22 protein-coding genes, 1 tRNA gene and 1 pseudogene are annotated in these 24,736 nt (G+C 67.9%); 9 read left to right on the top strand and 15 right to left on the bottom strand.

Annotation, left to right across the window (positions count from 1 at the left end):
* Positions 1–130: 130 nt before the first annotated feature.
* The 9 genes from EV655_RS09625 to EV655_RS09585 all read right to left on the bottom strand — a co-directional run bounded on the left by EV655_RS09625 (position 131) and on the right by EV655_RS09585 (position 6,546).
* Positions 131–388, bottom strand: a complete 258-nt coding sequence (locus tag EV655_RS09625; RefSeq protein WP_132544232.1) for a DUF6953 family protein — start codon at positions 386–388, stop codon at positions 131–133.
* Entirely contained in the window at positions 385–567 is a 183-nt protein-coding gene (locus EV655_RS09620; RefSeq protein WP_132544230.1) for a YodC family protein, read from the bottom strand. The genes EV655_RS09625 and EV655_RS09620 overlap by 4 nt, the downstream gene beginning before the upstream one ends.
* Positions 568–843: 276 nt before the next feature.
* Positions 844–918: transfer RNA gene (locus EV655_RS09615), tRNA-Glu, on the bottom strand.
* Between the two features lie 79 nt (positions 919–997).
* Positions 998–2,746, bottom strand: coding sequence for a single-stranded-DNA-specific exonuclease RecJ (recJ, locus tag EV655_RS09610; RefSeq protein WP_132544228.1), 1,749 nt, complete (start codon positions 2,744–2,746; stop codon positions 998–1,000).
* Positions 2,747–2,749: 3 nt separating this feature from the next.
* Positions 2,750–3,721: a class II fructose-bisphosphatase gene (gene glpX / locus EV655_RS09605; RefSeq protein ID WP_132544226.1), complete on the bottom strand. Its 972-nt coding sequence runs from the start codon at positions 3,719–3,721 to the stop codon at positions 2,750–2,752.
* Positions 3,722–3,901: 180 nt separating this feature from the next.
* Positions 3,902–4,855 (bottom strand): 2-hydroxyacid dehydrogenase, encoded by a 954-nt coding sequence (locus tag EV655_RS09600; protein WP_132544224.1) that lies wholly within the window; start codon positions 4,853–4,855, stop codon positions 3,902–3,904.
* A complete protein-coding gene (locus EV655_RS09595; RefSeq protein WP_132544222.1) occupies positions 4,855–5,193 on the bottom strand; it encodes a tRNA-binding protein in 339 nt (112 codons plus the stop codon). The genes EV655_RS09600 and EV655_RS09595 overlap by 1 nt, the downstream gene beginning before the upstream one ends.
* The gene (proC, locus tag EV655_RS09590) at positions 5,190–6,011 is read right to left on the bottom strand and encodes a pyrroline-5-carboxylate reductase (RefSeq protein WP_132544220.1); all 822 of its coding nucleotides are present in this window, start codon (positions 6,009–6,011) and stop codon (positions 5,190–5,192) included. Before proC ends, EV655_RS09595 begins: the two co-directional genes overlap by 4 nt.
* A 31-nt stretch (positions 6,012–6,042) precedes the next feature.
* Complete coding sequence (locus tag EV655_RS09585; RefSeq protein ID WP_132544218.1) at positions 6,043–6,546, bottom strand: type III secretion system chaperone family protein; 504 nt, start codon at positions 6,544–6,546, stop codon at positions 6,043–6,045.
* A gap of 374 nt (positions 6,547–6,920) precedes the next feature.
* On the opposite strand from EV655_RS09585, the gene EV655_RS18875 reads away from it, so the two are divergent.
* Positions 6,921–8,144, top strand: coding sequence for a cyclin-dependent kinase inhibitor 3 family protein (locus EV655_RS18875; protein WP_132544216.1), 1,224 nt, complete (start codon positions 6,921–6,923; stop codon positions 8,142–8,144).
* A gap of 15 nt (positions 8,145–8,159) precedes the next feature.
* Here the strand turns inward: EV655_RS18875 and draG are convergent, their stop codons facing one another.
* From draG to EV655_RS09565, 3 genes are all read right to left on the bottom strand, one after another.
* Positions 8,160–9,041, bottom strand: a complete 882-nt coding sequence (draG, locus tag EV655_RS09575) for an ADP-ribosyl-[dinitrogen reductase] hydrolase (RefSeq protein ID WP_132544214.1) — start codon at positions 9,039–9,041, stop codon at positions 8,160–8,162.
* Between the two features lie 9 nt (positions 9,042–9,050).
* Entirely contained in the window at positions 9,051–9,869 is an 819-nt protein-coding gene (locus EV655_RS09570) for an NAD(+)--dinitrogen-reductase ADP-D-ribosyltransferase (protein WP_132544212.1), read from the bottom strand.
* Between the two features lie 67 nt (positions 9,870–9,936).
* Positions 9,937–11,256 carry an aspartate aminotransferase family protein gene (locus EV655_RS09565; RefSeq protein ID WP_132544210.1) on the bottom strand — a complete coding sequence of 440 codons (1,320 nt, stop codon included), beginning with the start codon at positions 11,254–11,256 and terminating at the stop codon, positions 9,937–9,939.
* A gap of 129 nt (positions 11,257–11,385) precedes the next feature.
* Between EV655_RS09565 and EV655_RS09560 the strand changes: the two genes are divergently transcribed.
* From EV655_RS09560 to EV655_RS09545, 4 genes are all read left to right on the top strand, one after another.
* On the top strand, positions 11,386–12,258 hold the full coding sequence (locus tag EV655_RS09560) for a MurR/RpiR family transcriptional regulator (protein ID WP_132544208.1): 873 nt from the start codon (positions 11,386–11,388) through the stop codon (positions 12,256–12,258).
* Between the two features lie 43 nt (positions 12,259–12,301).
* The gene (locus tag EV655_RS09555) at positions 12,302–13,270 is read left to right on the top strand and encodes a TAXI family TRAP transporter solute-binding subunit (protein ID WP_132544206.1); all 969 of its coding nucleotides are present in this window, start codon (positions 12,302–12,304) and stop codon (positions 13,268–13,270) included.
* Between the two features lie 134 nt (positions 13,271–13,404).
* Complete coding sequence (locus tag EV655_RS09550) at positions 13,405–16,014, top strand: TRAP transporter permease (RefSeq protein ID WP_132544204.1); 2,610 nt, start codon at positions 13,405–13,407, stop codon at positions 16,012–16,014.
* Positions 16,011–16,454 (top strand): universal stress protein, encoded by a 444-nt coding sequence (locus EV655_RS09545; protein ID WP_132544202.1) that lies wholly within the window; start codon positions 16,011–16,013, stop codon positions 16,452–16,454. Before EV655_RS09550 ends, EV655_RS09545 begins: the two co-directional genes overlap by 4 nt.
* Positions 16,455–16,551: 97 nt before the next feature.
* Here EV655_RS09545 and metG read toward each other — a convergent pair whose 3' ends face one another.
* Positions 16,552–18,267: a methionine--tRNA ligase gene (gene metG, locus EV655_RS09540; RefSeq protein WP_132544200.1), complete on the bottom strand. Its 1,716-nt coding sequence runs from the start codon at positions 18,265–18,267 to the stop codon at positions 16,552–16,554.
* 56 nt (positions 18,268–18,323) lie between these two features.
* Complete coding sequence (locus EV655_RS09535; protein WP_132544198.1) at positions 18,324–19,562, bottom strand: MFS transporter; 1,239 nt, start codon at positions 19,560–19,562, stop codon at positions 18,324–18,326.
* 134 nt (positions 19,563–19,696) lie between these two features.
* Here EV655_RS09535 and EV655_RS09530 point away from each other — a divergent pair, with 134 nt between their 5' ends.
* From EV655_RS09530 to EV655_RS09515, 4 genes are all read left to right on the top strand, one after another.
* Positions 19,697–20,305, top strand: a complete 609-nt coding sequence (locus EV655_RS09530) for a nicotinate-nucleotide adenylyltransferase (RefSeq protein WP_132544196.1) — start codon at positions 19,697–19,699, stop codon at positions 20,303–20,305.
* 54 nt (positions 20,306–20,359) lie between these two features.
* On the top strand, positions 20,360–21,850 hold the full coding sequence (gene dacB, locus EV655_RS09525) for a D-alanyl-D-alanine carboxypeptidase/D-alanyl-D-alanine endopeptidase (RefSeq protein ID WP_132544194.1): 1,491 nt from the start codon (positions 20,360–20,362) through the stop codon (positions 21,848–21,850).
* A 146-nt stretch (positions 21,851–21,996) separates the two neighbouring features.
* Complete coding sequence (gene ettA / locus EV655_RS09520) at positions 21,997–23,664, top strand: energy-dependent translational throttle protein EttA (protein WP_132544192.1); 1,668 nt, start codon at positions 21,997–21,999, stop codon at positions 23,662–23,664.
* A 156-nt stretch (positions 23,665–23,820) separates the two neighbouring features.
* A complete protein-coding gene (locus EV655_RS09515; RefSeq protein ID WP_132544190.1) occupies positions 23,821–24,603 on the top strand; it encodes a DUF3825 domain-containing protein in 783 nt (260 codons plus the stop codon).
* Between the two features lie 50 nt (positions 24,604–24,653).
* On the opposite strand, the pseudogene EV655_RS09510 reads toward EV655_RS09515, so the two are convergent.
* A pseudogene (locus tag EV655_RS09510) lies at positions 24,654–24,736 on the bottom strand (IS5/IS1182 family transposase); the annotation flags it as partial.

Raw genomic sequence — 24,736 nt, 5'->3', positions numbered from 1 at the left:
AAGGTCATCGTCAACGCGATTGAATAACCTTCGAATTCGGGCGGCATGGCCTGTCTGCCCGATGGCCGTTCGTTCTTCGGGATTGTTCCGAACGGCTTTGCCCCGGCGCTTCACCGCGTCGGGGCTTTTTTCATTGCTGGCGTCCCGGTTGGTCGGTTTCCAAGCGAATGCGCCAGAACTTGCCCGCGCGTTCATAGACCGCATCCGGCGTAAGTGTATTGAAAATCTTCAACACGCCTTTGCCGACGCATAGGTTCGAAGACTTGTCGAAATACGCCAAGGTTTCATCTTGAAGTTGGAACAGGTGGCTTGCGGCAGCTTCCTGATAAAGAAAACCGTCGCGTTCATACTCTGCCAGCATCCAACGGGCGGCTTCGTCTTCCGTCATGCTTTCTTCGGCGCGACGTAAGCTTGAAGCGTTTCTTCGTTGAAGTGCGCCCGCTCTTTCGAAGCGCCCTTGAACCATTCGCACCAATAGCCGTCGCCGGAACCGCTGCTAGAAATGGTCATCGCGGGACCGCCGGATTTCAGTTGAACGATATCGCCGGGTTTGAACGTCGATGCCATGTGTAGTGCTCGCCTCGTAATAAGTGACCGTATCTTGTGCAAAGATAGGGCGGGCGAAGCCGTCGCGCTAGGGCCAAATGTTACGAAACGTCATCGTAATGACCGCAGAAGCCCATTGCGCTCGCCGCGCCGTGTTCACGAATGCGTGATCGTTTCCCGGCCTGCAACGCGCTGGCGACCGTCGATCTTAGCGGCGGGATGCTGTGGGTGGATTGTGGGTAGAGATCTTCTTGCTTGCTGATTTCTCAATGAAATCAATAGTTTAAGCAATAAAAGTGGCAGCCCGTAGGGGAGTCGAACCCCTCTTTTCAGGTTGAAAACCTGACGTCCTAACCGATAGACGAACGGGCCGTGAAGGCTTGTGGGGCGTTTCCTAGATAAATTGGCGGGGCTGCGCAAGGGGGTATTTCGCGGATTTTTCCGCCGCCCTTCAGTCTGCCCGCGCCGCGTCCTCAAGGCGCAGTTGAACCTGGCGCCGGCCGCCCCAGTCGTTGATCTCGAGCCGCCCGGCGAGGTGCAGGCGGGCGCCGCCATGGGCCTCAAGCAGCGGGCCCAGCGGGCCGTCGAAGGCGCCGAAGGCGATCGCGTCGAGCCGCGGCCCGGTGCCGTCGCCGAAGCCGATCTTGAGGTGGCTCTCGCCGACGCGCCGGGCGAAGGTCACGGCCATCCCCGGAAAGGCAAAGCGGGGCGCGGGGGCGCCCGCGCCGAAGGGGCCGGCGGCCTCGATCTGGTCGACCAGTTCGACGCAGGCCGCCCCCGGCATCAGCAGCGCGTCGAGCCGAAGCTCGCGTGGACCGGACGCCCCTGCCCCCTGGCGCGCCAGCAGGTCGCCCAGCCGGTCCATTGCCGCATCCAGCCGGTCGCGCGCAACGGTCAGTCCCGCCGCCATCTTGTGCCCACCGCCCTTGATCAGCAGCCCCTCGGCCGCCAGCCGGTGGATCGCCGCGCCCAGATCGACGCCCGACACCGACCGGCCCGAGCCCTTGCCTTGGTCACCCTCCAGTCCGATCACCACGGCGGGGCGGTTGGTGGCCTCCTTCAGGCGGCTGGCGACGATGCCGACGACGCCGGGATGCCAGCCCTCGCCCGCGGCCCAGACCAGCGGCCCCTCAAGCCCGCGGGCCTCGGCCTGGGCAAGCGCGGCGTCGCGCACCCGCGCCTCGATCTCGCGCCGCTCGGTGTTCAGCAGATCCAGCCGCTCGGCCAGGGCCGCTGCCTCATGCGGATCGGCCGTCGCCAGCAGCCGCGCGCCCAGATCGGCCTGGCCGATCCGACCGCCCGCGTTGACCCGGGGGCCCAGCAGGAAGCCCAGGTGATAAGGCGTGGGCGCACTGGTCATCCGCGCGATGTCCGACAGCGCCACCAGGCCGGGGCGGCCGCGCCCGGCCATCACCTTGAGCCCCTGTCGGACCAGCGCCCGGTTGAGGCCCACCAGCGGCGCCACATCGGCCACGGTGGCCAGTGCCACGAGGTCGAGATACCCCAGCAGGTTGGGGCCGCGTTGCCCTGCCGCGCGCATCTGGCGGTTGACCTCGACCAGCATCAGGAACACCACCCCCGCCGCGCAGAGATGGCCCAGATCGCCGGTCTCGTCCTGCCGGTTGGGGTTCACCACGGCCAGCGCGGGGGGTAGCGTCTCGGCGCCCAGGTGATGGTCCAGCACGATCACGTCGGCGCCCCGGGCGGCGGCGATGGGGCCATGGCTGAGGGTGCCGCAATCGACGCACACGATCAGGTCGTGGTCGCGGGCGAGTTGTTCCATCGCGGGCTCGTTCGGGCCATAACCCTCGTCGATCCGGTCGGGGATGTAGAGCGTGGCCCCGTGCCCCTGCGCGGCCAGCCAGGTCAGGATCAGCGCGGCCGAGGCGCCGCCATCGACATCGTAATCGGCGAAGACCGCGATCCGCTGGCGCGCCTTGACCGCGGCCAGGAACCGTTCGGCCGCCACCCCCATGTCGCGCAGGGACAACGGGTCGGGCAGCAGATCCTTGAGCGTGGGGTCGAGAAAGCCTTCGGCCGCCTCGGGGCCGACACCGCGCCGCGCCAGCACGGCGGCCACGGCGGGCGGCAGGCGCGTGGCCTGCACCAGCGCCTCGGCCTGACGGGCCTCTTCGGGCGAGGGGCCGGTCCAGCGCCGGCCCGTCGCGGAACACTCGACGTCGAGAAAGGCTTTCGCCATCCGCTATTTCGCAGGGGTGCGGTAGGTCATCCGACGGACCGAGCCGGTCTTGGACCGCATCAGCAGGGTTTCGGCGGTCAGCCAGCCCACCTCGCGCCGGATGCCGGGCAGCAGCGAGCCGTCGGTCACCCCGGTCGCGGCAAAGATCACGTCGGCACGCACCATGTCGTCGCGGGCATAGACCCGGTTCAGGTCGGTGATCCCGGCGCGGGCCGCCCGCGCGCGTTCGTCGTCGTTGCGAAACAGAAGCTGGCCGAAGATCTGCCCGCCCATGCATTTCAGCGCCGCGGCCGCCAGCACCCCCTCGGGCGCGCCGCCCGACCCCATATACATGTCAATGCCCGTCCGCTGCGCCTCGGCGCAATGCATCACGCCTGCCACGTCGCCATCGGTGATCAGCCGGATCGCCGCGCCGGTCGTGCGCACCTCGGCGATCAGCGCCTCGTGGCGCGGGCGCTCCAGGATGCAGACGGTGATGTCGTCGGGATCGCCGCCTTTGGCACGGGCCAGCGTCCGCACCCGTTCCGCGGGCGGCATGTCGAGGGTCACGATGCCCTCGGGATAGCCCGGCCCGATCGCCAGCTTTTCCATGTAGACGTCGGGGGCGTGCAGCATCGAGCCGCGCGGGCCCATCGCGATCACGGCCAGCGCGTTCGGCATGTCCTTGGCGGTCAGCGTCGTGCCTTCGAGCGGGTCGAGCGCGATATCGACCGCGGGGCCCTGGCCGGAGCCCACCTCTTCGCCGATATAGAGCATCGGCGCCTCGTCACGCTCGCCCTCGCCGATCACCACGACGCCCGCGATGTCGAGCTTGTTGAGCTGGGTGCGCATCGCGTCCACCGCGGCCTGGTCGGCGGCCTTTTCGTCGCCATGGCCAATCAGTCTCGCCGAGGCCAGCGCGGCGGCCTCGGAGACGCGGGCGAGGCCCAGCGAGAGCATGCGGTCGTTGAAATCGTAGGCTTGCGTGTCGGTCATGAGAAATCCTGCAGGGCAAATCCGGTTGCGGGCATCTAGCCCCTCGGGGACGGGTGAGACAAGGGGGCGCAGGGCCGCGGGGGCGTACCGGGTTTCGCCCGGCCGACCGGCTGGGGGCGCTGCCCCCAGACCCCCGGAGTATTTTCGCCAAGAAGAAGGCGGGCGCGAACCAGCGGCAGGCTAGACCGGGTTCGGCAGCGCCGCGCCCGCGAGGAAGGCGCGGATGTTCTCGACCGCCATCATGCCCATCGAGTCCCGCACCTCAAGCGTGGCGGTGCCGAGATGGGGCAGCAGCGCCACGTTCTCCATCGCGACCAGTGCCTCGGGCACCTGCGGTTCGAACTCGTATACGTCGAGCCCGGCACCCGCGATCCGGCCCTCGGACAGTGCCGCGACCAGCGCCGCCTCGTCCACGACGTCGCCGCGCGAGATGTTGACGAAATGCGCATGGGGCCGCATCGCCGCAAAGAGATCGGCCCCCATCATGTGCCGCGTCTCGGCACCGCCCGGCACGCAGGACACAACGACATCCGACGCCGCCCCCAGCGCAGCGAGGCTGTCGACGGGCGTTGCGGGGAAATCCAGCGCCCTGGGCGAGCGCGTGTAATAGACCACGTTCATCCCGAACCCGTAATGGCAGCGCCGCGCCAGCGCCTGGCCGATATTGCCCATCCCGATGATGCCCACGGTCTTGCCGGTCACGTGCAGGCCCAGCATCTGGGTCGGATGCCAGCCGGTCCACTGGCCTGCGCGCAGCATCCGTTCGCCCTCGGAGGCGCGGCGGCAGGTCATCAGGATCAGCAGCATGCCGACATCGGCGGTCGCATCCGTCACCGCGCCCGGCGTGTTGGTCACCGCGATGCCAAACGCACGTGCGGCGGCCACGTCGATATGGTTGTAGCCCATGCCGAAATTGGCCAGCAGCCGTGCCCGGGGCTGGCCTGCATCGGCGAAGACCCCGGCCGAGAAGCGGTCGCCCAGCGTCGGCAGGACGATGTCGAAATCGGTCAGCGCCCGGCGCAGTTCCGCGTCGGAAAGCGGCAGGTTGCTGTCGCGCATCTCGACCTCGCCCAGCGCCTGCACCGCCGGGCCCACCCGCCCCGGCATCGGCCGGGTCACCAGAATTCGTGTCATCAGAACATCCTCCCCCCGATCGGCACATCCTTGTCCGGCGTGATCAGAACTACCTCGCCGGTCTCGTCCGGCAAGCCCAGCACCAGAACTTCGGACAGGAACTTGCCGATCTGGCGGGGCGGGAAGTTGACAACGCCAAGCACCCGCTTGCCGGGCAGATCCTCGGGGGCGTAATGCGCGGTGATCTGGGCCGAGCTTTTCCTCTCGCCGATCTCCGGGCCGAAATCGACCCAGAGCTTGATCGCGGGTTTGCGCGCCTCGGGATAGGGTTCGGCCCGCACGATCTGGCCCACGCGGATATCCACCTTGAGGAAGTCATCGAAGCTGATTTCCGTCACGATCCCAACTCCTTGCTACGGACCGTCGCGGCGGCGACCGCGCGCCGCAGAAGCGGCGGAAAGCCGGTCTCGGGGTCCATCAGCACCGCCAGCGCAGCGGCGGTGGTCCCCTGGGGCGAGGTGACGTTGGCGCGCAGTTGCGCGGGGCTGTCCGCGGAGTCCTCGGCCAGTTGCCCGGCGCCGCCGACCGTCGCCCTGGCAAGCGTCATCGCCATGCCGGGTGGCAGCCCCTGCGCCTCGCCCGCGGCGGCCAGCGCCTCGATCAGGTGGAACACATAGGCCGGGCCGGATCCCGAGACGGCGGTCACCGCGTCCATCTGGTCCTCGGTCTCCAGCCGGACGCTCTGGCCCACCGCCGCCAGCAGCCCTTCGGCCAGCGCAAGGCCCGTCTCGTCCACCCGCGCGTTGCCGATCAGCGCGGTGATGCCGCGGCCGATGGCGGCCGGGGTGTTCGGGATCGAGCGGATGACCGGGGCGCGATCCCCGAGATGCCGGGCGAAGTAGTCCAGCGTCTTGCCCGCCGCGACCGACAGGAACAGCGTGCGCCCATCGGCCAGCCCCGCAACCTGCGGCAGGGCGGCGTCCATGATCTGTGGCTTGACCGCGATCAGCACGACGGCGGGGGATTCGGGCAGCGGCTCGTTCAGGTGCAGCCCTTCGGCCGCCAGCGCCGCCAGCCAGTCGGAGGGGCCCGGGTCGACCACCCAGACCGCAGAGGCGGGCAGGCCCTGTTTCAGCCAGCCCTCCAGCAGCGCAGAACCCATCTTGCCACAGCCCAGAAGCACCAGCCCCCGGGCCGCGATATCGTCCATCCTCATCGCGTGCCCCCTTGGTTTCCGGGGGCCGAGGTTAGGCGCGGCCGTAGGCCTCTGCAATGGCGACTTGCAGCGCATCCGCGGGCGTTCGGTCGCCCCAGGCGACAAGCTGGAAGGCCGGATAGAACCGTTCGGACGCCGCGACCGCGGTGCGGATCAGCCGCTCGACATGTTCGGCCGCGACCGGCTGGCCCGGGGCAAGCATCAGCCCGTGGCGCCACACCATCAGCCGCTGCTCGTGCCAATAGGTGAAGGCGCCGGCCCAGCACATGTCGTTGGTGGCGTTCAGCGTCTCGTAGATCGCCTGCACCCGGTGCTCGGGCGGCTCCATCTCGAAGGTGCAGATCAGCCGCAGCATTTCGTCATGGCCCGACCAGGCTAGCGTGATCGAATAGGTCCGCCACTGCCCGGTCACCGCCATCGCGATCTGGTCGTCGGTGACCCGGTCGAACTCCCAGTCGCGGTGTTCGGCGAGGTGTTCGACGATGTCGATGGGGTGAAGGTCCTCGCCATGCAGGAAATCTTCGGAAAGCGACATGCCCGGCCTCTTCGGTTGTAGCCTTGCTGGGCGCGCACCCTACAAGGCTTAGGTGCCTGCTCAAGGGTGTGGAAATTTCCCGCCAGCCCTTACCAGATATGGTGGGGCCAAAGGGGGTGGCTGTAAAGCAGTATTTTCGTGACAGCGCTGGCTGGTAACGCAATATCTTGTGGACAACTGGCGCGGGATGCCGGGATCTGCGGCGTGAACCACCAGATGTTGCAGCGAATACCGCCGCGCGAAATGACAAGGTCGCGAATCAATCTTGGGTTGATTTGAGCGCCAACGGGACAGCGGCAAAGCCCGCCATGGCGCGGCGCGGCGGGCGGCGCTATCGTGACGGCGCGACGCCCCCTGTGCAACAGGATGACGGAATGGCCCGGTCACGGACAAGCCTGACCCACCCCCTTCAGATCGCCGAGGTCCGGGCGGGCCCCGGCCTGGGCCGGATCGGCATCACCTTCTGCCCCGGCAAGCAGGACCCGGCCGCCGCCACCGGGGCCTGGGCGCGCGACCTGGCCACCGATCTGGACGCGATCGCCGCCTGGGGCGCGCGGCTTGTGCTGACGCTGGTGGAACCCGCCGAACTGGTGGCGCTGAAGGTGCCCGATCTGGGCGCCGAGTCTGTGGCCCGGGGGCTTGACTGGCGCCACCTGCCGATCGCGGATTACTCGGTGCCGACCCCGGCGTTCGAGGCCGCATGGCAGGCCGATGGCCGCGATATCCGCGCCATCCTGCGCGGGGGCGGCGATGTGCTGGTGCATTGCAAGGGCGGGCTGGGCCGCGCGGGGATGATCGCGGCGCGCCTGCTGGCCGAACTGGGCATGGCGCCCGACGCGGCCATCCGCGCGGTGCGCCGCGCGCGGCCGGGCGCGATCGAGACGCCCTCGCAACTGGCCGCCGTGCGCCGGACGCTGGCGCTGGCCGACGAGGGCCCCCTCGACATCGCGGACCTGGAGCGGATCGGCGGGCGGCTGGGAAGCACGCCCGGCGGCCTCTACCGCGACAGCGCTGGGCGCCGGATCTATGTCAAGGAACTGGAAAGCGCGGCGCACGCCCTGAACGAACGGATCGCGGCGCGGCTTTACCGCCTGGCGGGGGCGCCGACGCTAAACTACCTGCCGATGACCGACCCGGCCCTGGTGGCGACCGCCTTCGTCGATCTGGACAAGCGCCACATCGCCGGGTTCAGCCCCGGCGAACGGCGGCAGGCGCAGGGCTGGCTGGGGGTGCATGCCTGGACGGCGAACTGGGACGCGGCCGGGTTCGATGGCGACAACCAGGGGGTGGCGGGCGGGGTGGTGCTGACGCTCGACATGGGCGGGGCGCTTGAGTACCGCGCCAGCGGCGATCCCAAGGGCCGCGCGTTCGGCACCACCGTCGACGAACTGGACCGGCTGCGCACCGACCCGGACAACCCGCACGCCGCCCGCCTGTTCGGCGACATGGATGATGCCGCGGTCACGGTGGCGATCCGGGTGGTGACGCGTCTGCCCGACGACGCGATCCGGCGGGCCGTGGCCGGAATGGGCGGCCGGCCCGTGCTGGCGGACCGGATGATCGCGCGCAAGGCCGATATGGCCCGGCGCCTCGGCTGACCGGCAACCGCCGCCTCAGCCCCGCGCCAGCGCCAGCAGGCGCGGCACCTGCGCCCGGATGTCCCCGGCCACCTCGGGGTCGAGCACATCCAGCCAGCGCGCCGGGATCGCGCCAAGCCCCCAGGTCGCGCCCGCCAGCATCCCCGCCAGCGCACCCGTGGTATCGGCGTCGCCACCCTGATTGACGGTGCCCACCACGCAGGCCTCGAAGCTTTCGGCGCCCATGTAGTGATGCAGAACCGTCTGCATCGTGTCGACGACATAGGCCGAGCTCTGCCCCGGGAAGGGATCGAACCGGAACACCCGGTGGCGCGCCACCAGCGCCGCGGCCTCGTCGCGCACCGCCTGCACCCCCTGCCCGTGCACCAGCCCCTGCACCATGCGCACCAGCGTCTGGCAGGCGGCATCGGACAGCGGATGGTGATGCGTCGTGCGCGCCTGCGCCAGCGTCCACTCCGCGGCGCGGGCCGGATCGCCCAGCGTCGCCAGCGCAACCGGCAGCACCCGCATCGCCGCGCCGTTCCCGGCATCGCCCTCGGCAAAGGCGCCCTCGACCGTACCGGTCTGCATGTAGCGGCGGATGCCCCGGCGGCAGGTATTGCCGACATCGGCAGGGCCGGTGCGCAGCCATGCGGCGAATTCCTCGCAGACATCGCGGGGCTCCAGCCCGCCCACCCGCAGCATCGACCAGCCCAGCGCCAGCGCCATCTGGGTGTCGTCGGTCACCTGCCCCGGCCGCAGCCCCAGCCAGCCGCCGCCCATGATCTCGCGGTGCGTGCCGTATTTCGCGGCGATCTCGCGCGCGGTCATGAACTCGACCGTGGCGCCCAGCGCATCGCCGATGGCAAAGCCCAGATAGGCGGCCAGCGCCCTGTCCTCGACACCCGTCCCGGTCATGGCCTTGCCCTACACATAATCCGCGCTTACCCGGAAATCGCCGCCCACCGCCAGCACCTCGCCTTCGCCGCGCAGCGGGTGCGAGGGCAGCAGCCCGCCGAACCACAGCACCTTGCACAGCGGCACCCGGACGGTCAGGATCCGGTCGCCGAAACAATCCGCCACCTCGCGGTCCGAGGTGAACGAGACAAGGTTGTTCAGCCGGACCACCGCGCCGCGGCCCCCGGTCCACTCGGCGATGCCATGCGCGTCGAAGGCGTTGACCCCGCGGAACAGCGTCAGATGCGTCTGGCCCGGAAAGGCAAAGCGCGCGACCGCCCACTGGCAGAACTCGAACAGCAGGTCGAGCTGCACCCAGATGGCATTGGCGTGGAACCGGCTTGCCATCTTTTCGTCCACATAGGCCGCCCAGGCGGGGCCCGCGGCCTCGTCGATGATCGCCTTGTGGAACGACGGGCACAGGCCGAACCGGCTTTCGACCCAGCCCTTCAGCACCGCGCCCTCGGGGCCGTTGCTGTCAAAGCTCCAGCCCTGTATCAGCCGCAGGAAGGACGCGCGAAAGCGCCGCCCCCCGGCACCCTCGTCGCGCTGTTCGGGGTCGATGCCGAACATCGCCATCATGTAGGCCAGGAACGCCGCCCCCGCCTCGGCCGGATCCCCGGCCCGGTCCAGCATGGCGAACAGGCTGGGGTTCATCTCGCGCACGCCCCAGATGTGCAGGGGTTCGGGCGCGTCGTTGAAACCGGCACTGGCCAGCCAGTCCGGCGAGCGCCCCACCATGTTGGTCGAATGGCCGATGCTGCGCCGTGGATGTCCCGCGTCCCTCATGGCTTGCATCATGCGCCGCCGCGGCCCGCGGGCAAGGATTCCCTGCCGCGGCGGGCCAGATTGCCCGTCAGATCGACCGCGCGATCGCGGTGCCCAGCTTGTCCACGATCTCGTCGACATGGGCGTCTTCCAGGATGAAGGGCGGCGCCAGCAGCACGTGGTCGCCCTGCCGCCCGTCGATGGTGCCGCCCATCGGATAGCAGATCAGTCCCGCCTCGAACGCCGCCGCCTTCAGCCGCTTGTGAAGGCCCTTTTCCGGGGGAAAGGGCCGCTTCGTCTCGCGGTCCTCGACAAATTCCAGCGCACGGAACAGACCCCGGCCGCGGATGTCGCCGACATGGGGGTGCTGGCCGAAACCCGCCTCCAGCGCCGCGTTCAGCCGCTCGCCCATCACCCGGGACCGATCCGCCAGCCCGCCCGCGGTCAGCCGGGTCAGCACCGCCAGCGCGGCGGCCGCCGCGACGGGGTGGCCCATATAGGTATGCCCGTGCAGGAAGGCGCCCGAGCCCGCGGCGATCGCGTCGTGGATCGCGCCCGAGCACAGCATCGCGCCGATCGGCTGATAGCCCGCGCCCAGCCCCTTGGCGATGATCACGATATCGGGCGCCACGCCGTCCTGCTCGCAGGCGAACAGCGTGCCGGTGCGCCCCATCCCGCACATCACCTCGTCCAGGATCAAAAGCACGCCGTAAGCGTCGCAAATCTCGCGGATTCTCTGGAAATACCCCGCGACTGGCGGCACCGCGCCCGCCGTCGCGCCCACCACGGGTTCGGCAACGAAGGCCATCACCGTCTCGGGCCCGAGGCGCAGGATTTCCTCCTCCAGCTCGTCCGCGACGCGCTGGCCATACTCCCGTTCGCTTTCGCCCGGCGCCTGCCCGCGATAGGCGTAGCAGGGTGCGATATGGCTGGTCTCGATCATCAGCGGCGCAAAGGGTTCGCGCCGCCACATGTTGCCCCCCGTCGCCAGCGCGCCCAGCGTGTTGCCGTGATAGCTTTGCCGCCGGGCGATCACCCGGTGGCGGCCGGGCTGGCCGGTCTCGATGAAATACTGCCGCGCCAGCTTCAGCGCCGCCTCCATCGCCTCGGACCCGCCCGAGACCAGATAGACCCGGTCGATGCCGTGGGGCGCGTGCTCGATCAGCAGGTCGGCCAGCCGCTCGGCCGGTTCCGAGGTGAAGAACCCGGTATGGGCAAAGGCCACACTGTCCAGTTGCGCCTTGATCGCCGCGGTCACGTCGGGGTCGGAATGGCCAAGGCAGGACACCGCAGCCCCCCCCGAGCCGTCCAGATAGCGCTTTCCGTCCGTATCGAACAGATAGACCCCCTCGCCGCGGGCAACCATCGGCAGGGCGGCACGGGAATTGCGGGGAAAGATGTGGGACATGGGGCAACCCTCGGGGCGCGAGTCGCGCGGTCGGTCATTCAGGCGGAAATTGAAACAGACGTTTCAGGAATTGACAACGAGCAAAACGGTTGAAACGCTATGTTTCAATGATTCCTTCCAGGGGGTGGAATGCCGGACACGCCGTCCATCGAGGACAAGATCGCCGCCGAATACGCCAAGCTCAGCGCCAAGCTGCGCGATGCGGCCGATTACGTGGCCACCAACCCGGTCGACGTGGCGACCCGCTCGCTCCGGTCGATCTCGACCGCCTCGGGGCTGGCGCCCGCGACCTTCTCGCGGCTGGCCCGCGCGCTGGGATTCGCCAGCTACGAGGAAATGCGCGAACTCAGCCGCAACGCGGTCGGCCGGCGCTATGTCAGCTTTTCCGAACGGGTCCGCCGCCTGCAGGCCGAAGCCGAGACCGGCCGGCAGCCGCCCTTTCTGACCCGGCAGGCCAGCGCCTGCGCGGCCAATATCGAGGCGATGACCCGCCTGATCGACCCCACCCGGCTGGAAGCCGCGGTCGACCGTCTTCACCGGGCCCGCAGCGTGGTGCTGTTCGGCGCGCTGGGGTCCACGGGAATCGTCGAATACATGGCCTATACGGCCAGCTATTTCGCCCCGAACTGGCAACTTGCGGGGCGGATGGGCGCCTCGCTGGCGACCGCGATGGCCGACCTGTCCGCCGACGACGCGCTGATAGTGCTGACCAAGCCGCCCTTCGCGCGCCGGGCGATCCGCGCCGCCGAGATGGGCCGCGCGCGCGGCGCCTATGTTTTGGTGATGACCGACACCCATACCTGCCCGGCGCTGAAATGGGCCGATCAGGGCTTTATCCTGCCCTCCGACAGCCCGCAGTTCTTTTCGTCCTACGCGGCCAGCCTGGTGCTGGCCGAGACGATCGTGGGCATGCTGGCGGCCCGTGCAGGGCCCGCCGGCAAGGCCCGGATCGAGGAGGTGGAAGCGCGCAACCACCACCTCGAGGAATTCTGGAGCGCGTGACCCGAGACCAAGAAACCCAAACCCAACCAAGGGAGTTGAACAGATGTTCGCACGACTGAAACTGACCGCGGCCGCCGCCGCACTGACCGCGATGGCCGCCCCGGTGGCCGCAGAGGAATTCATCACCATCGGCACCGGCGGCGTGACCGGCGTCTACTACCCCACCGGCGGCGCGATCTGCCGGCTGGTCAACAAGGGCCGCAAGGAACATGGCATTCGCTGCTCGGTCGAGTCCACGGGCGGCTCGGTCTACAACCTGAAAACCATTCGCGCGGGCGAACTGGAATTCGGCGTCGTCCAGTCCGACTGGCAGTTCCACGCCTTTGAAGGCAGTTCCGAGAACTTCGAGGCAGACGGGCCGTTCGAGGGTCTGCGCGCCGTGTTCTCGCTGCATCCCGAACCGTTCACCGTCGTCGCCCGCGCCGACAGCGGCATCGGCGCGTTCGAGGATCTCAAGGGCAAGCGCGTGAACCTGGGCAATCCCGGCTCCGGGGCGCGCGGCACGTTCGAGATCGTGATGGCCGAACTGGGCTGGACGGTGGACGATTTCGCCCTCGCGGCCGAACTGAAACCGGCGGAACAATCCGCCGCGCTGTGCGACAACCAGGTGGATGCGATCGTGTTCACCGTCGGCCACCCCTCGGGCACCATCCAGGAGGCGACCACCGCCTGCGATTCGGTGCTGGTCAACGTGACCGGCGAAGCGATCGACAAGCTGGTGGCCGAGAACCCCTATTACCGCAAGGCCAGCATCCCCGCCGGCATGTATCGCGGCAATGACTCGGAAACCGCCACCTTCGGCGTCGGCGCCACGCTGGTCAGTTCGACCGATGTCTCGGAAGAGGCAGTCTACCAGCTGGTCAAGGCGGTCTTCGACGATTTCGAGGATTTCAAGAGCCTGCACCCGGCCTTTGCCGATCTGAAGCCCGAAGAGATGATCAAGGACGGCCTGTCCGCGCCCCTGCATGACGGCGCGGCGCGCTACTACCGCGAAAAAGGCTGGATCGAGTAATCCGGTCTGCCATTATCGAACCAGGAACGGGGGGCGCCGCGGCGTGCCCCGTTCCACCCAAGGCGCGGAAACGGCGCCGGTGAACGACAAGGCCGCGCAACGATAAAGCGGCCACAGCGGGGAGAACGGAGCCGATGGCCGAGACCAGCGCAAGAGGTCGTGCCCTTTCCGAGGCGGAACTCCAGGAGCTCGTCGCCGCGTCCGATTCCGGGGCCCGCAACCCCGCCGGATCGGTCGGCCTGTTCCTCGCCGCGGTCGCGCTGGCCTGGTCGCTGTTCCAGGTCGCGCTGGCCTCGCCGCTGGTCAACGTGATCCTGCCCGGCGACATCATCAACAATTCGCGCCAGATCCACCTGGCCTTCGCGATCTTCCTGGCCTTCTGCGCCTACCCCGCGCTGAAATCCAGCCCGCGCCGCCACATCCCCGTGCAGGACTGGATCTTCGCCGCCTCTGGCGCCTTCATCGCGATGTATGGCTACGTCTTCTACGACAAGATCGTGCAGTCGGGCGGGCTGGCCGACAACACCGACAAATGGGTCGCGCTGGCCGGGCTGGTCCTGCTGTTCGAGGCCGCGCGCCGGGCGCTGGGCCCGGCCATGGCGATCATCGCCACCATTTTCCTGGTCTATGTCTTCTTCGGCGCGTCGCCCTGGGTGCCCGAGGTGATCCGCTGGAAGGGCGCCAGCCTGCAAAAGGCGATGAGCCACATGTGGATCACCTCCGAGGGTGTCTTCGGCATCGCGCTGGGGGTCTCGGCCAAGTTCGTGTTCCTGTTCGTGCTGTTCGGCGCGCTGCTCGAAAAGGCGGGCGCAGGCAACTACTTCATCAAGATGGCCTTCGGCGCGCTCGGCCACCTGCGCGGCGGCCCGGCCAAGGCGGCGGTGGTCGGATCGGCCGCCACTGGCCTCATCTCGGGCTCGTCCATCGCCAACGTCGTGACCACCGGGACTTTCACGATTCCGCTGATGAAGCGCGTGGGCTTTACCTCGGAACAGGCGGGCTCGGTCGAGGTGGCAAGTTCGGTCAATGGCCAGATCATGCCGCCCGTGATGGGGGCCGCGGCCTTCCTGATGGTCGAATATGTCGGGATTTCCTATGTCGAGGTGATCAAGCACGCCTTCCTGCCGGCGATGATCTCGTACATCGCACTTGTCTATATCGTACATCTCGAAGCGGTGAAGCGGAACATGCCGACGCTGGGCGACCGCGTGGTGTCGCTGGGCCGCACGGTGGGCGGCATGTTCGCCTTCTTCGTCGGCTTCGCGGCACTCTGCTACCTCGTGCAATACCCGATCGGCTGGGTCGTGGCGCTGGTGCCCGAGGGCGCGGGCTGGGTTCTGGCGGCCTCGGTCTTCGTCGCCTATGTGGCGCTTCTGGCGCTGGCCGCCACCGGCCCCGACCTGGAACCCGACGATCCGAACGCCGAGGACGTGCGCCTGCCAGTCGTGTCGGAAATCTACAAGTCCGGCCTGTACTTCCTGCTGCCGATCATCGTGCTGGTCTACTTCCTGATGATCGAGCAGAAATCGCCGGGCCTGTCGGCCTTCTGGGCGACCGCGCTGCTGTTCGCGATCCTGCTGACGCAACGCCCGCTCAAGGCGCTGTTCCGCGGCGGGCGCGAGATCGGCGCGGCGGCGCGGGCCGGGGCCGTGGATCTGATCGCCGGGCTGATCGCCGGCGCGCGCAACATGATCGGCATCGGGCTGGCCACCGCGACCGCGGGCGTGATCGTCGGCACCGTGACGCTGACCGGCATCGGGCAGGTCATGGCCGATCTGGTCGAATTCGTCTCGGGCGGCAACCTGGTCCTGATGCTGATCTTCGTGGGGCTGCTGTCGCTGATCCTCGGCATGGGCCTGCCGACCACCGCCAACTACATCGTCGTCTCGTCGCTGATGGCGGGCGTGGTGGTGGAACTCGGCGCGCAATCGGGCCTGATCGTGCCGCTGATCGCGGTGCATCTTTTCGTTTTCTACTTCGGCATCATGGCGGATGTGACACCACCGGTGGGGCTGGCCAGTTTCGCCGCCGCCGCGGTCTCGGGGGGCGACGCGATCCGCACCGGGATCACTGCCTTCTTCTACAGCCTGCGGACCATCGCCCTGCCCTTCGTCTTCATCTTCAACACCGATCTGCTGCTGATCGACGTGACCTGGGTGCAGGGCATCCTCGTCTTCGTCGTCGCGACCGTGGCGATCCTGGTCTTCACCGCCGGCACGATGGGCTGGTTCCTGACGAAGAACCGCATCCACGAAAGCGTGGCGCTGGTGCTCATCGCGTTCATGCTGTTCCGCCCCGACTATTTCATGAACCAGTTGCAGCCGCCCTTCGAGGACCTGCCGCCCGCCCAGCTGGAACAGGCGCTGGCCGAGGCCGCGCCCGGCGACACGATCCGCATCCGGGTGGCCGGGCCCGATTACGTCACCCTGTCGCCCAAGGAAACCAGCCTCGCCATCACCGTCGGCGACGAACAGGGTGGCGCCGCGCGGCTTCAGGCCACCGGCCTCCTGCCCGTCGAGATGGACGACGCCATTACGCTCGAGGAACCGATGCTCGGCACGCCCTTTGCCACGACGCTGCAGGGCTTCGACTTCTACGGCGATGATCCGGTGCGGATCGCGGCGCTGCGGGTGCCCCGGCCGCAGCTTCCGCAGGAACTGATGTTCCTGCCGGCGCTGTTGCTGCTGGCCGGAGTCGCCTGGCTGCAACGCGGCCGCCTTCAGCGCGAGGGAGTCCCCGCATGACCACCACCTCGATCCTTGCCGCCATCGATGTCAGCCAGCCCGAGGTCGACCGCGAGGTGCTGCGCGTGGCCGAACGGCTCGCCCGCCTCGACGGCGCGCGGCTGGACGTGATCACCGTCGTCCCCGATTTCGGGATGAGCGTGGTCGGCCAGTATTTCGACAAGGATTTCCATGACCGGGCGGTGGCCAAGGCGCGGAAGATCCTGAATGATTTCGTGATCGAGGTGATCGGCGCCGAGGCCAACACCGCCGTCCGCCACATCATCGCGACCGGCAAGGCCTACGAGGAAATCCTGCACGCCGCGCACGAGGCGGGCACCGACCTGATCGTGATCGGATCGCACAAGCCGGACCTGCGCGACTACCTGCTCGGCCCCAATGCCGCGCGCGTGGTGCGCCATTCCGACTGCTCGGTCTACGTGGTGCGCCAGCCGGGCTAAGGCCGCCCGGTTCTTCTTGGCGAAAATACTCCCGCCGGAGGCGCCGCGCGGCCACGCGCCGCGCGGTCCCCGGGGGCGGGAACCGCCCCCTGCCCCCTCAGCGCCGCTGGCCCGCGAACCGCGCCTGCCAGCCCTCGCGCTCTTCGTCGGCGATCTTGCGGAACAGGATGTCGGGCGTGGCAAAGGCATGGCCCGGCGCCAGACGGTTCAGCGCGGCGGGCAGGTCGTCGGGCCAGTCGCCATCGGTGTTCAGCGCCTTCAGCAGGGTCTCGCTGGCATCCGGGATGAAGGGCGCGGACAGCACCGCGTAAAGCCGGATCAGGTTCAGCGAGAACCGCACGATGGTCGCGGCCTCCTCGGGATCGGTCTTGATCGCGGTCCAGGGCTCGGCCGCCTGAAGGTATTCGTTGCCCGCCACCCAGATCGCGCGCAATTCCCCCGCCGCCTTGCGCACCTCGATCGCCTCCATATGCGCCTCATAGGCGCGGATGCGGATGTAGAGGTCATCGATCAGCTCGGTCTCGCGGTCGCCGAGGCTGCCGCCCTCGGGCACGGCCTCGCCGAATTTCGCACGGCAGAACTTGGTCACGCGGCTGACGAAATTGCCCAGCACATCGGCCAGATCCTTGTTCACCGAGGCCTGGAAATTCTCCCAGGTGAATTCACTATCCGAACTTTCGGGTGCGTGGCTCAGCAACCACCAGCGCCAGTAGTCCGAGGGCAGGATCTCCAGCGCGTCGTCCATAAAGACGCCGCGGCCCTGGGACGTGCTGAACTGGCCGCCGTCATAGTTCAGGTAATTGAACGACTTGATGTAATCGACCAGCTTCCACGGATCGCGCGAGCCCATGATCGTGGCCGGAAAGGACAGCGTGTGAAAGGGCACGTTGTCCTTGCCCATGAATTGCACATACCGAACATCCGCCGCGCCCTCGTCCGTGCGCCACCAGCGCCGCCAGTCGGCGGCGGGCCGCCCGTGGGCCTCGGCCCATTCGGCGGCGGCGGCGATGTATTCGATGGGCGCGTCGAACCAGACATAGAAGACCTTGCCCTCCATGCCGGGCCAGTCCTCTTCGCCGCGCTTCACCGGGATGCCCCAGTCGAGATCCCGGGTGATGCCGCGGTCCTGCAACCCGTCGCCGTCATTGAGCCATTTCTTTGCGATCGAGGTCGTCAGGATCGGCCAGTCGGTCTTGGAATCGATCCAGGCCTCCAGCTCGTCCTTCATCAGGGACTGTCGCAGGTAGAGGTGTTTCGTCTCGCGCACCTCCAGATCGGTGGACCCCGAGATCGCCGAGCGCGGCGCGATCAGGTCGGTCGGATCCAGTTGCTTGGTGCAGTTCTCGCACTGGTCGCCGCGCGCCTTGTCGTAGCCGCAATTCGGGCAGGTGCCCTCGATATAGCGGTCGGGCAGGAACCGCTTGTCCGCGTTGGAATAGACCTGCCGCTCGACCCGCTCCTCGATATAGCCGTTCTCTGCGAGCCGCCCGGCGAAATACTGCGTCAGCTTGTGGTTCTGGGGGCTCGACGAGCGCCCGAAATGATCGAAGGACAGCCGGAACCCCCGCGCCAGGTCCGCCTGCACCGCGTGCATCCGCGCACAATACCCGGCCACCGGTTCGCCGGTCTTGGCGGCGGCCAGTTCTGCGGGCGTGCCGTGTTCGTCGGTGGCGCACAGGAACATCACCTCGTGGCCGCGGGCGCGGCCATAGCGGGCATAGAGGTCGGCGGGCAACTGGCTGCCGACCAGGTTGCCAAGATGCTTGATCCCGTTGATGTAGGGGATCGCCGAGGTGATCAGGATGCGTGCCATGGGCCTGCCTTCTTGCGAGCGTCGGCGCCCCGTTTAGCCCAAGGGCCGGGCGATGGCTAGCGGCTCTCGGGGTCGCCCTTCTCGCGGCTTGCACGGGTCAGCCGGCCGATCAGGAACGAGGTACGGGGCGTCCAGACATAGGCCGTGCGCGGACCCAGGCTGGGCCGGCTGCGCATCCGGGCCAGCCCGAACAGCACCAGCCCCGCATGGCCCGCCCCGATCAGCCAGAACAGCGCCTCGGGCCCGAACCGCTCGATCAGGCCCGAGGCGGCCAGCGGCGAGGCGATGGCCCCGATCGCGTAGAAGAACATCAGCGCCGCCGACAGTTCCACCCGCTCGGCGCTGTCGGCCCAGTCGTTCGCATGCGCCGCCGCGACCGAGTAGACCGGAAAGCTGACCGCGCCGAACAGCGCCGCCGCCAGGAAAACCGCCACCGCGCCCCCGTCCGAGACCGCCACGGTCACCCCGCACGAGGCGACGGCGGCCAGCGACAGCCAGACCAGCACCCGCCGCCGGTCGATCTTGTCGGCCAGCCAGCCCACCGGGTACTGCGCCAGCGCCCCCCCGCCCACGAAGGCCGCCAGGAACAGCCCGATCTGGTCGGGGGCCAGCCCCACCTCCTGACCATAGACCGGCCCCACCATGCGGAACGCCGCCGAGGTCAGACCCGCGACGATCACCCCCGCCGTGGCCAGCGGCGACAGCCGCAGCGCCAGACCGGGCCGCAGCCGCGGCGCCTCGGGCGTCTCGGGCTGGCGCAGCCGCGACAGCGTCAGCGGCAAGAGCGCGGCACAGCAGATGATGGCCAGCAGGTTGTACGAGACATAGGCGGCGGGCGGCAGCACCGCGATCAGCAATTGCGCGGCCAGCGACGCGCCCATGTCGGCGATCCGGTAGATACCCATGGCCCGGCCGCGGGTCTCGTTGGTCAGCCGCGCGTTCAGCCAGGCCTCGATCACCGTATAGCAGCCCGCGACGCACAGCCCGATGCCCACGCGCATCACCGCCCAGGCCAGCGGGCCGACCACCATCATGTGCGCCATCAGCCCCATCGCGCCCAGCGCGGTAAAGGCGGCGAAGGCGCGCGAATGGCCGACCGTCCCCATCAGCCGCGGCGCCCACCAGCAGCCGATGAAGAAGCCCAGGAAATGCGCCGACCCCAGCAGGCCGACCTCGGCCGTGGTAAACCCCAGCGCCAGCCCCGACAGCGCATCCAGCGGCCCCACGCCCCCCGAGGCGAGTTGCAGCAGGATGATCGACAGGAACAGGGCGGCGAACGAGATCATCAGGCGCATGACCCTTCCCTGCTAACGCCCCCGGGCGCCGCGTGCAGGGCCGAATCCGACATCGCGTGACGTTTCCGGCCCGGCATCCGCGGCGTCCAGCCTTGCCCCTTCCCTGCGGCGGGCCGACAGGATATGCGCGGGACATGAGAGCGGGGTTTCCAAGGGCCGTGGCCGGCCAGCGCATCGGCCTTCTGGGCGGGTCGTTCGACCCCGCCCACGAGGGCCATGCCCACATCACCCGGCAGGCGCTGAAACGCTTCGGGCTGGATGCCGTCTGGTGGCTGGTCAGTCCCGGCAACCCGCTCAAGGCCGAAGGCCCCGCGCCGATGGCCCGACGGATCGCGGCGGCACAACGAGTCATGCACCACCCCCGCGTGACCATCACCGATATCGAGGCGCGCATCGGCACCCGCTATACCGCCGAGACGCTGGCCCGGATCAAGGCGCTTTACCCCGGCGTCCATTTCGTCTGGCTGATGGGGGCGGACAACCTGGCCAGCTTTCACCGCTGGGACCGCTGGCAATCCATCCTCGACACCGTGCCCGTGGGCGTGCTGGCCCGCCCGGGCCACGGCATCGCGCAGCGCCAGTCCAGTGCGGCGCTGGCCTATGCGCGCCACCGCCTGCCGGCCGCGCGCGCGCGCAGCCTGGCCACCCATCCCCCGCCCGCCTGGTGCTATCTGAACCTGCCGCTGATCGACATCTCGTCGTCCCAGATCCGCGCCCGCGGCCAGTGGCACCGCGCCCCCTGACCCGCCGGATCTGCGGACTTGCCCGGAACCGGCCGATTTGCTTCACTCCTGCCCATGACAATGCCCCCAAGCCCCCTGTCCCGGCGCTGGGTTCTGGCCGCGCTGATGGCGGGCGCGGCCTCTCCCGCGCTGGCCGGGCCGCTGGCCCGCAGCCTGCGCCCCGTTCCGCGGCCCGAACGGCAGCGTCAGGCTGCCGAGGCCGAGGCGCTGATCCGCCGCGCCCGGCTGGATGGCAAGCTTGCCTATGCCGTGGCCGATGCCGCCACGGGCGAGATGCTGGACCTGCGCAACCCGGTGCTGGGCCTGCCGCCCGCCTCGGTCGCGAAATCGGTGACCGCGCTCTACGCACTGGAAACGCTGGGGGCGGATCACCGGTTCGCCACGCAGGTGCTGGCGACCGGACCGGTGGTGGACGGGCGGCTGCTGGGCGATCTGGTGCTGGCGGGCGGCGGCGATCCGACGCTCGACACCGACATGCTGGGCGATCTGGCCGCGCGGCTGGGTGCAACGGGGCTGCGCGAGGTGACGGGGCGGTTTCTGTTCCATGCCGGCGACCTGCCCCGCCTGCCCGCGATCGACCCGGCCCAGCCGCCCCATGTCGGCTACAACCCGGCGGTGTCGGGGCTGAACCTCAACTTCAACCGCGTGCATTTCGAGTGGAAGCGCGAGGGCGCGGGCTATGACGTCACGCTGGACGCCCGCGCGCGCCGCTTTGCCCCGCAGGTCAACGTCGCGCGGATGCAGGTGGTGGACCGTCCCGGGCCGGTCTACACCTATTCCTCGAAGGGCGGCGTCGATGAATGGACGGTGGCCCAGGGCGCGCTGGGCAATGGCGGCGCGCGCTGGCTGCCGGTGCGCCAGCCCGCGCTGTACTGCGCCGAGGTGTTCCACACCCTTGCCCGTTCCGCCGGGATCGCCCTGCCCCGCCCGCAAGAGGCGGCGGCCCCCGTGACAGGCACAGTGCTGGCCCGGCATCTCAGCGAGCCGCTGACCGACATCCTGCGCGACATGATGAAATTCTCGACCAACATGACCGCCGAGACCGTGGGGCTTGCCGCGACGCTGGCCCGCGGCGGGCACCCGCTGACGCTGACCGACTCGGGGCAGGCGATGGCGGCATGGCTCGCGGCGCGCAGCGGCGCGCGCAAGGCCCGCTTCGTCGACCATTCGGGCCTCGGCGACGCCTCGCGGCTGACCGCGGTCGAGATGGCGCGGATGCTGGCCGCGGTCGCCCCCGACGCCCGGCTCAAGGGCCTGATGAAAGAGGTTTATCTGCGCGACGCCAAGGGCCGCCCGCTTTACGATCATCCGGTCTCGATCCGCGCCAAGACCGGCACCCTGAACTTCGTCTCGGGGTTGGCGGGCTATGTCACCTTCCCCTCGGGGCGCGAGCTTGCCTTCGCCATCTTCGCCGCCGACACCGAGCGCCGGGCGCATCTCGGCCCGCAGGAACTCGAGAACCCCGCAGGCGGCAAAAGCTGGATCACCCGCGCCCGGCGTCTGCAGACGGACCTGCTCGAGAGCTGGATCACGTCCTTCGGGTGACCGGCGACAGGGCCGCAATCGCGAGACCGGACGCGTAATGTCAGGCAGGCGTTGTCCCCGTTGGCACCGCCCCACATTGCCCTCGCCCCCCGGAGTCGCTATGTCACGCCCCAACCCAGACACTCACCCCACAAAGGCGGTTCCCGATGGCTTCCTACCAGTATGTCTACCACATGGACGGCGTCTCCAAGACCTATCCGGGCGGCAAGAAGTGCTTTGAGAACATCCGCCTGAACTTCCTGCCCGGGGTCAAGATCGGCGTCGTCGGCGTCAACGGCGCGGGGAAATCCACTCTGCTGCGCATCATGGCCGGCTGGGACAAGGACTTCTCGGGCGAGGCCTGGGCGGCCAAGGGCGCCCGCGTCGGTTACCTGCCGCAGGAACCCCAGCTCGACGAGACCCTGACCGTGCGCGGGAACGTCATGCTGGGCGTCGCGGGCAAGAAGGCCAAGATCGACCGCTTCAACGAGATCGCCATGGAGGTGGCCGAGAACTATTCCGACGAGCTGATGGAGGAGATGACCGCCCTCCAGGACCAGATCGACGCGGAGAACCTCTGGGATCTCGACAGCCAGATCGACGTCGCGATGGAGGCGCTGCGCTGCCCGCCCGACGATGCCCCGGTCGAAACCCTCTCGGGCGGCGAACGCCGGCGCGTCGCGCTCTGCAAGCTGCTGCTCGAAGCCCCCGACATGCTGCTGCTGGACGAGCCCACCAACCACCTCGACGCCGAAACCGTCGCCTGGCTGCAAAGCCACCTGATCGACTACAAGGGCACCATCCTGATCGTCACCCACGACCGCTATTTCCTGGATGACATCACCGGCTGGATCCTGGAACTCGACCGCGGCCGCGGCATCCCCTACGAGGGCAATTATTCCGCCTGGCTGGAACAGAAATCCAAGCGCCTCGCCCAGGAGGCCCGCGAGGACAAGGCCAAGCAGAAGACGCTGGAACGCGAACTCGACTGGATCCGCGCCGGCCAAAAGGCCCGCCAGGCCAAATCCAAGGCCCGCATCCAGGCCTATGAGGAACTGGCCAGCCAGTCGGAACGCGAAAAACTCTCCCGTGCGCAGATCATCATCCCCAACGGCCCCCGCCTCGGCGGCAAGGTGATCGAGGTCGAGGGGCTGAAAAAGGGCTATGGCGACCGGCTGCTGATCGAGGATCTCTCCTTCGCGCTGCCCCCCGGCGGCATCGTCGGCGTGATCGGCCCCAACGGCGCGGGCAAATCCACCCTCTTCCGCATGCTCACCGGCCAGGAACAGCCCGACGAGGGCACCATCACCTTCGGCGACACGGTGAAACTGAGCTATGTCGACCAGTCCCGCGACGCGCTCGACGCGAACAAGACCGTGTGGGAGGAAATCTCGGACGGGCTCGACATCGTCGTTCTCGGCGACGCCGAGGTGAACTCCCGCGCCTATTGCTCGGCCTTCAACTTCAAGGGCGGCGACCAGCAGAAGAAGGTGGGGCTGTTGTCCGGGGGGGAGCGCAACCGCGTCCACATGGCCAAGCTCTTGAAATCCGGCGGCAACGTGCTGCTGCTGGACGAGCCCACCAACGACCTCGACGTGGAAACCCTGCAGGCGCTGGAAGCGGCGCTGGAGGATTTCGCGGGCTGCGCCGTCATCATCTCGCACGACCGCTTCTTCCTCGACCGCCTCTGCACCCATATCCTGGCCTTCGAGGGCGAGGCCCATGTCGAATGGTTCGAGGGCAATTTCGAGGCCTACGAGGAAGACAAGATCCGCCGCCTCGGCCCGGACTCGGTGGAGCCGAAGCGGGTGAAGTACAAGAAGTTTGCGAGGTAATCCATAGGACGTCCCCGGATCGGCCATGCGCCGAGGAACGCGCCGCGGGGGTGACAGATTGGATATAAGTGCACTATTAGAGACGGAAAGTCCCTTGGATACGAAACCCTTCTAAACGCTGAACTTCAAGCGCGAAATCCGCGGAGCAACGAAAGAATGGACAGTGACTTCGACGAATTCCCACCCGACCTTCTCAAACTAGCTTTCGTAGGCGGATATCAAGAAGGCCTCACAGACTTGGCCGAATTGGCTGAAGACGAAGATTGGGATTACAAGAACGCCCAAACCGATCGCACTAACCCGGTCCTGACAAACTATATTGTTTACACCTACAGGCGGCTGGTTGAAGAGCGCAAGATTGCCATTAGTCCGGACGGCCTACACCTTTGCTTCAACACTGGCCTTGTTACCAATAACCAGGAAGAAATATATGCAGTGTTCGAGCCAAACAAAAGGGAGACTGCCGGCCAGAAATGGTTCCTTCAAGGATGGGAAAAGCGTAGTTCGCACGCGCTTTCACGGTTTTCTGCACTGCCCGACTTGGCCCAATACTACGACAACCCAGAACTACTGATTTTCGACCCGCGCAAAGAGCTAAGGGTAAACCTAGATCACATCATTGAAGATAACCGCGAAAGATTTCCTACTCCATACAATACCCTCGATGCTTTTGCACTTCGTAACTTCCTAAGCGGTGCTGTTGACTCTTTCAAGATCAGGGTAAAGCGCAACTATAAAACGGCTATTCCGCAATACTATAAAGGCCGAATACAGCTCTTGCTGCCAATTTGCCTGAGCAATCCCAAAGTTGCCGATTTAGCCCTTACGGTGGAGTTGTTTGGCGACCATTACCGTGCTTCGACATGCCTGACCCTGGACATGGCCTACAACAACGCACGGCAACTCGCTCGGCCAGACAAGGACTGGCTGCAGCCGTAATTTGGAGGTCGACGATCGCAAAGGAACCGTCGGCAGCTTAGAGTCAGGACTCACAACCAATAGATGACGGTCGCGGCCAGAGCGCAGGCCGAGAGGAATAGGATCGGGCAGCGGTCGTAGCGGGTGGCGATGC

The organism is Rhodovulum euryhalinum (assembly GCF_004342445.1).
GTDB lineage: Bacteria > Pseudomonadota > Alphaproteobacteria > Rhodobacterales > Rhodobacteraceae > Rhodovulum > Rhodovulum euryhalinum.
Note: the sequence above shows the minus strand (reverse complement) of the source record. Positions and strands in the feature narration are given on the sequence as shown.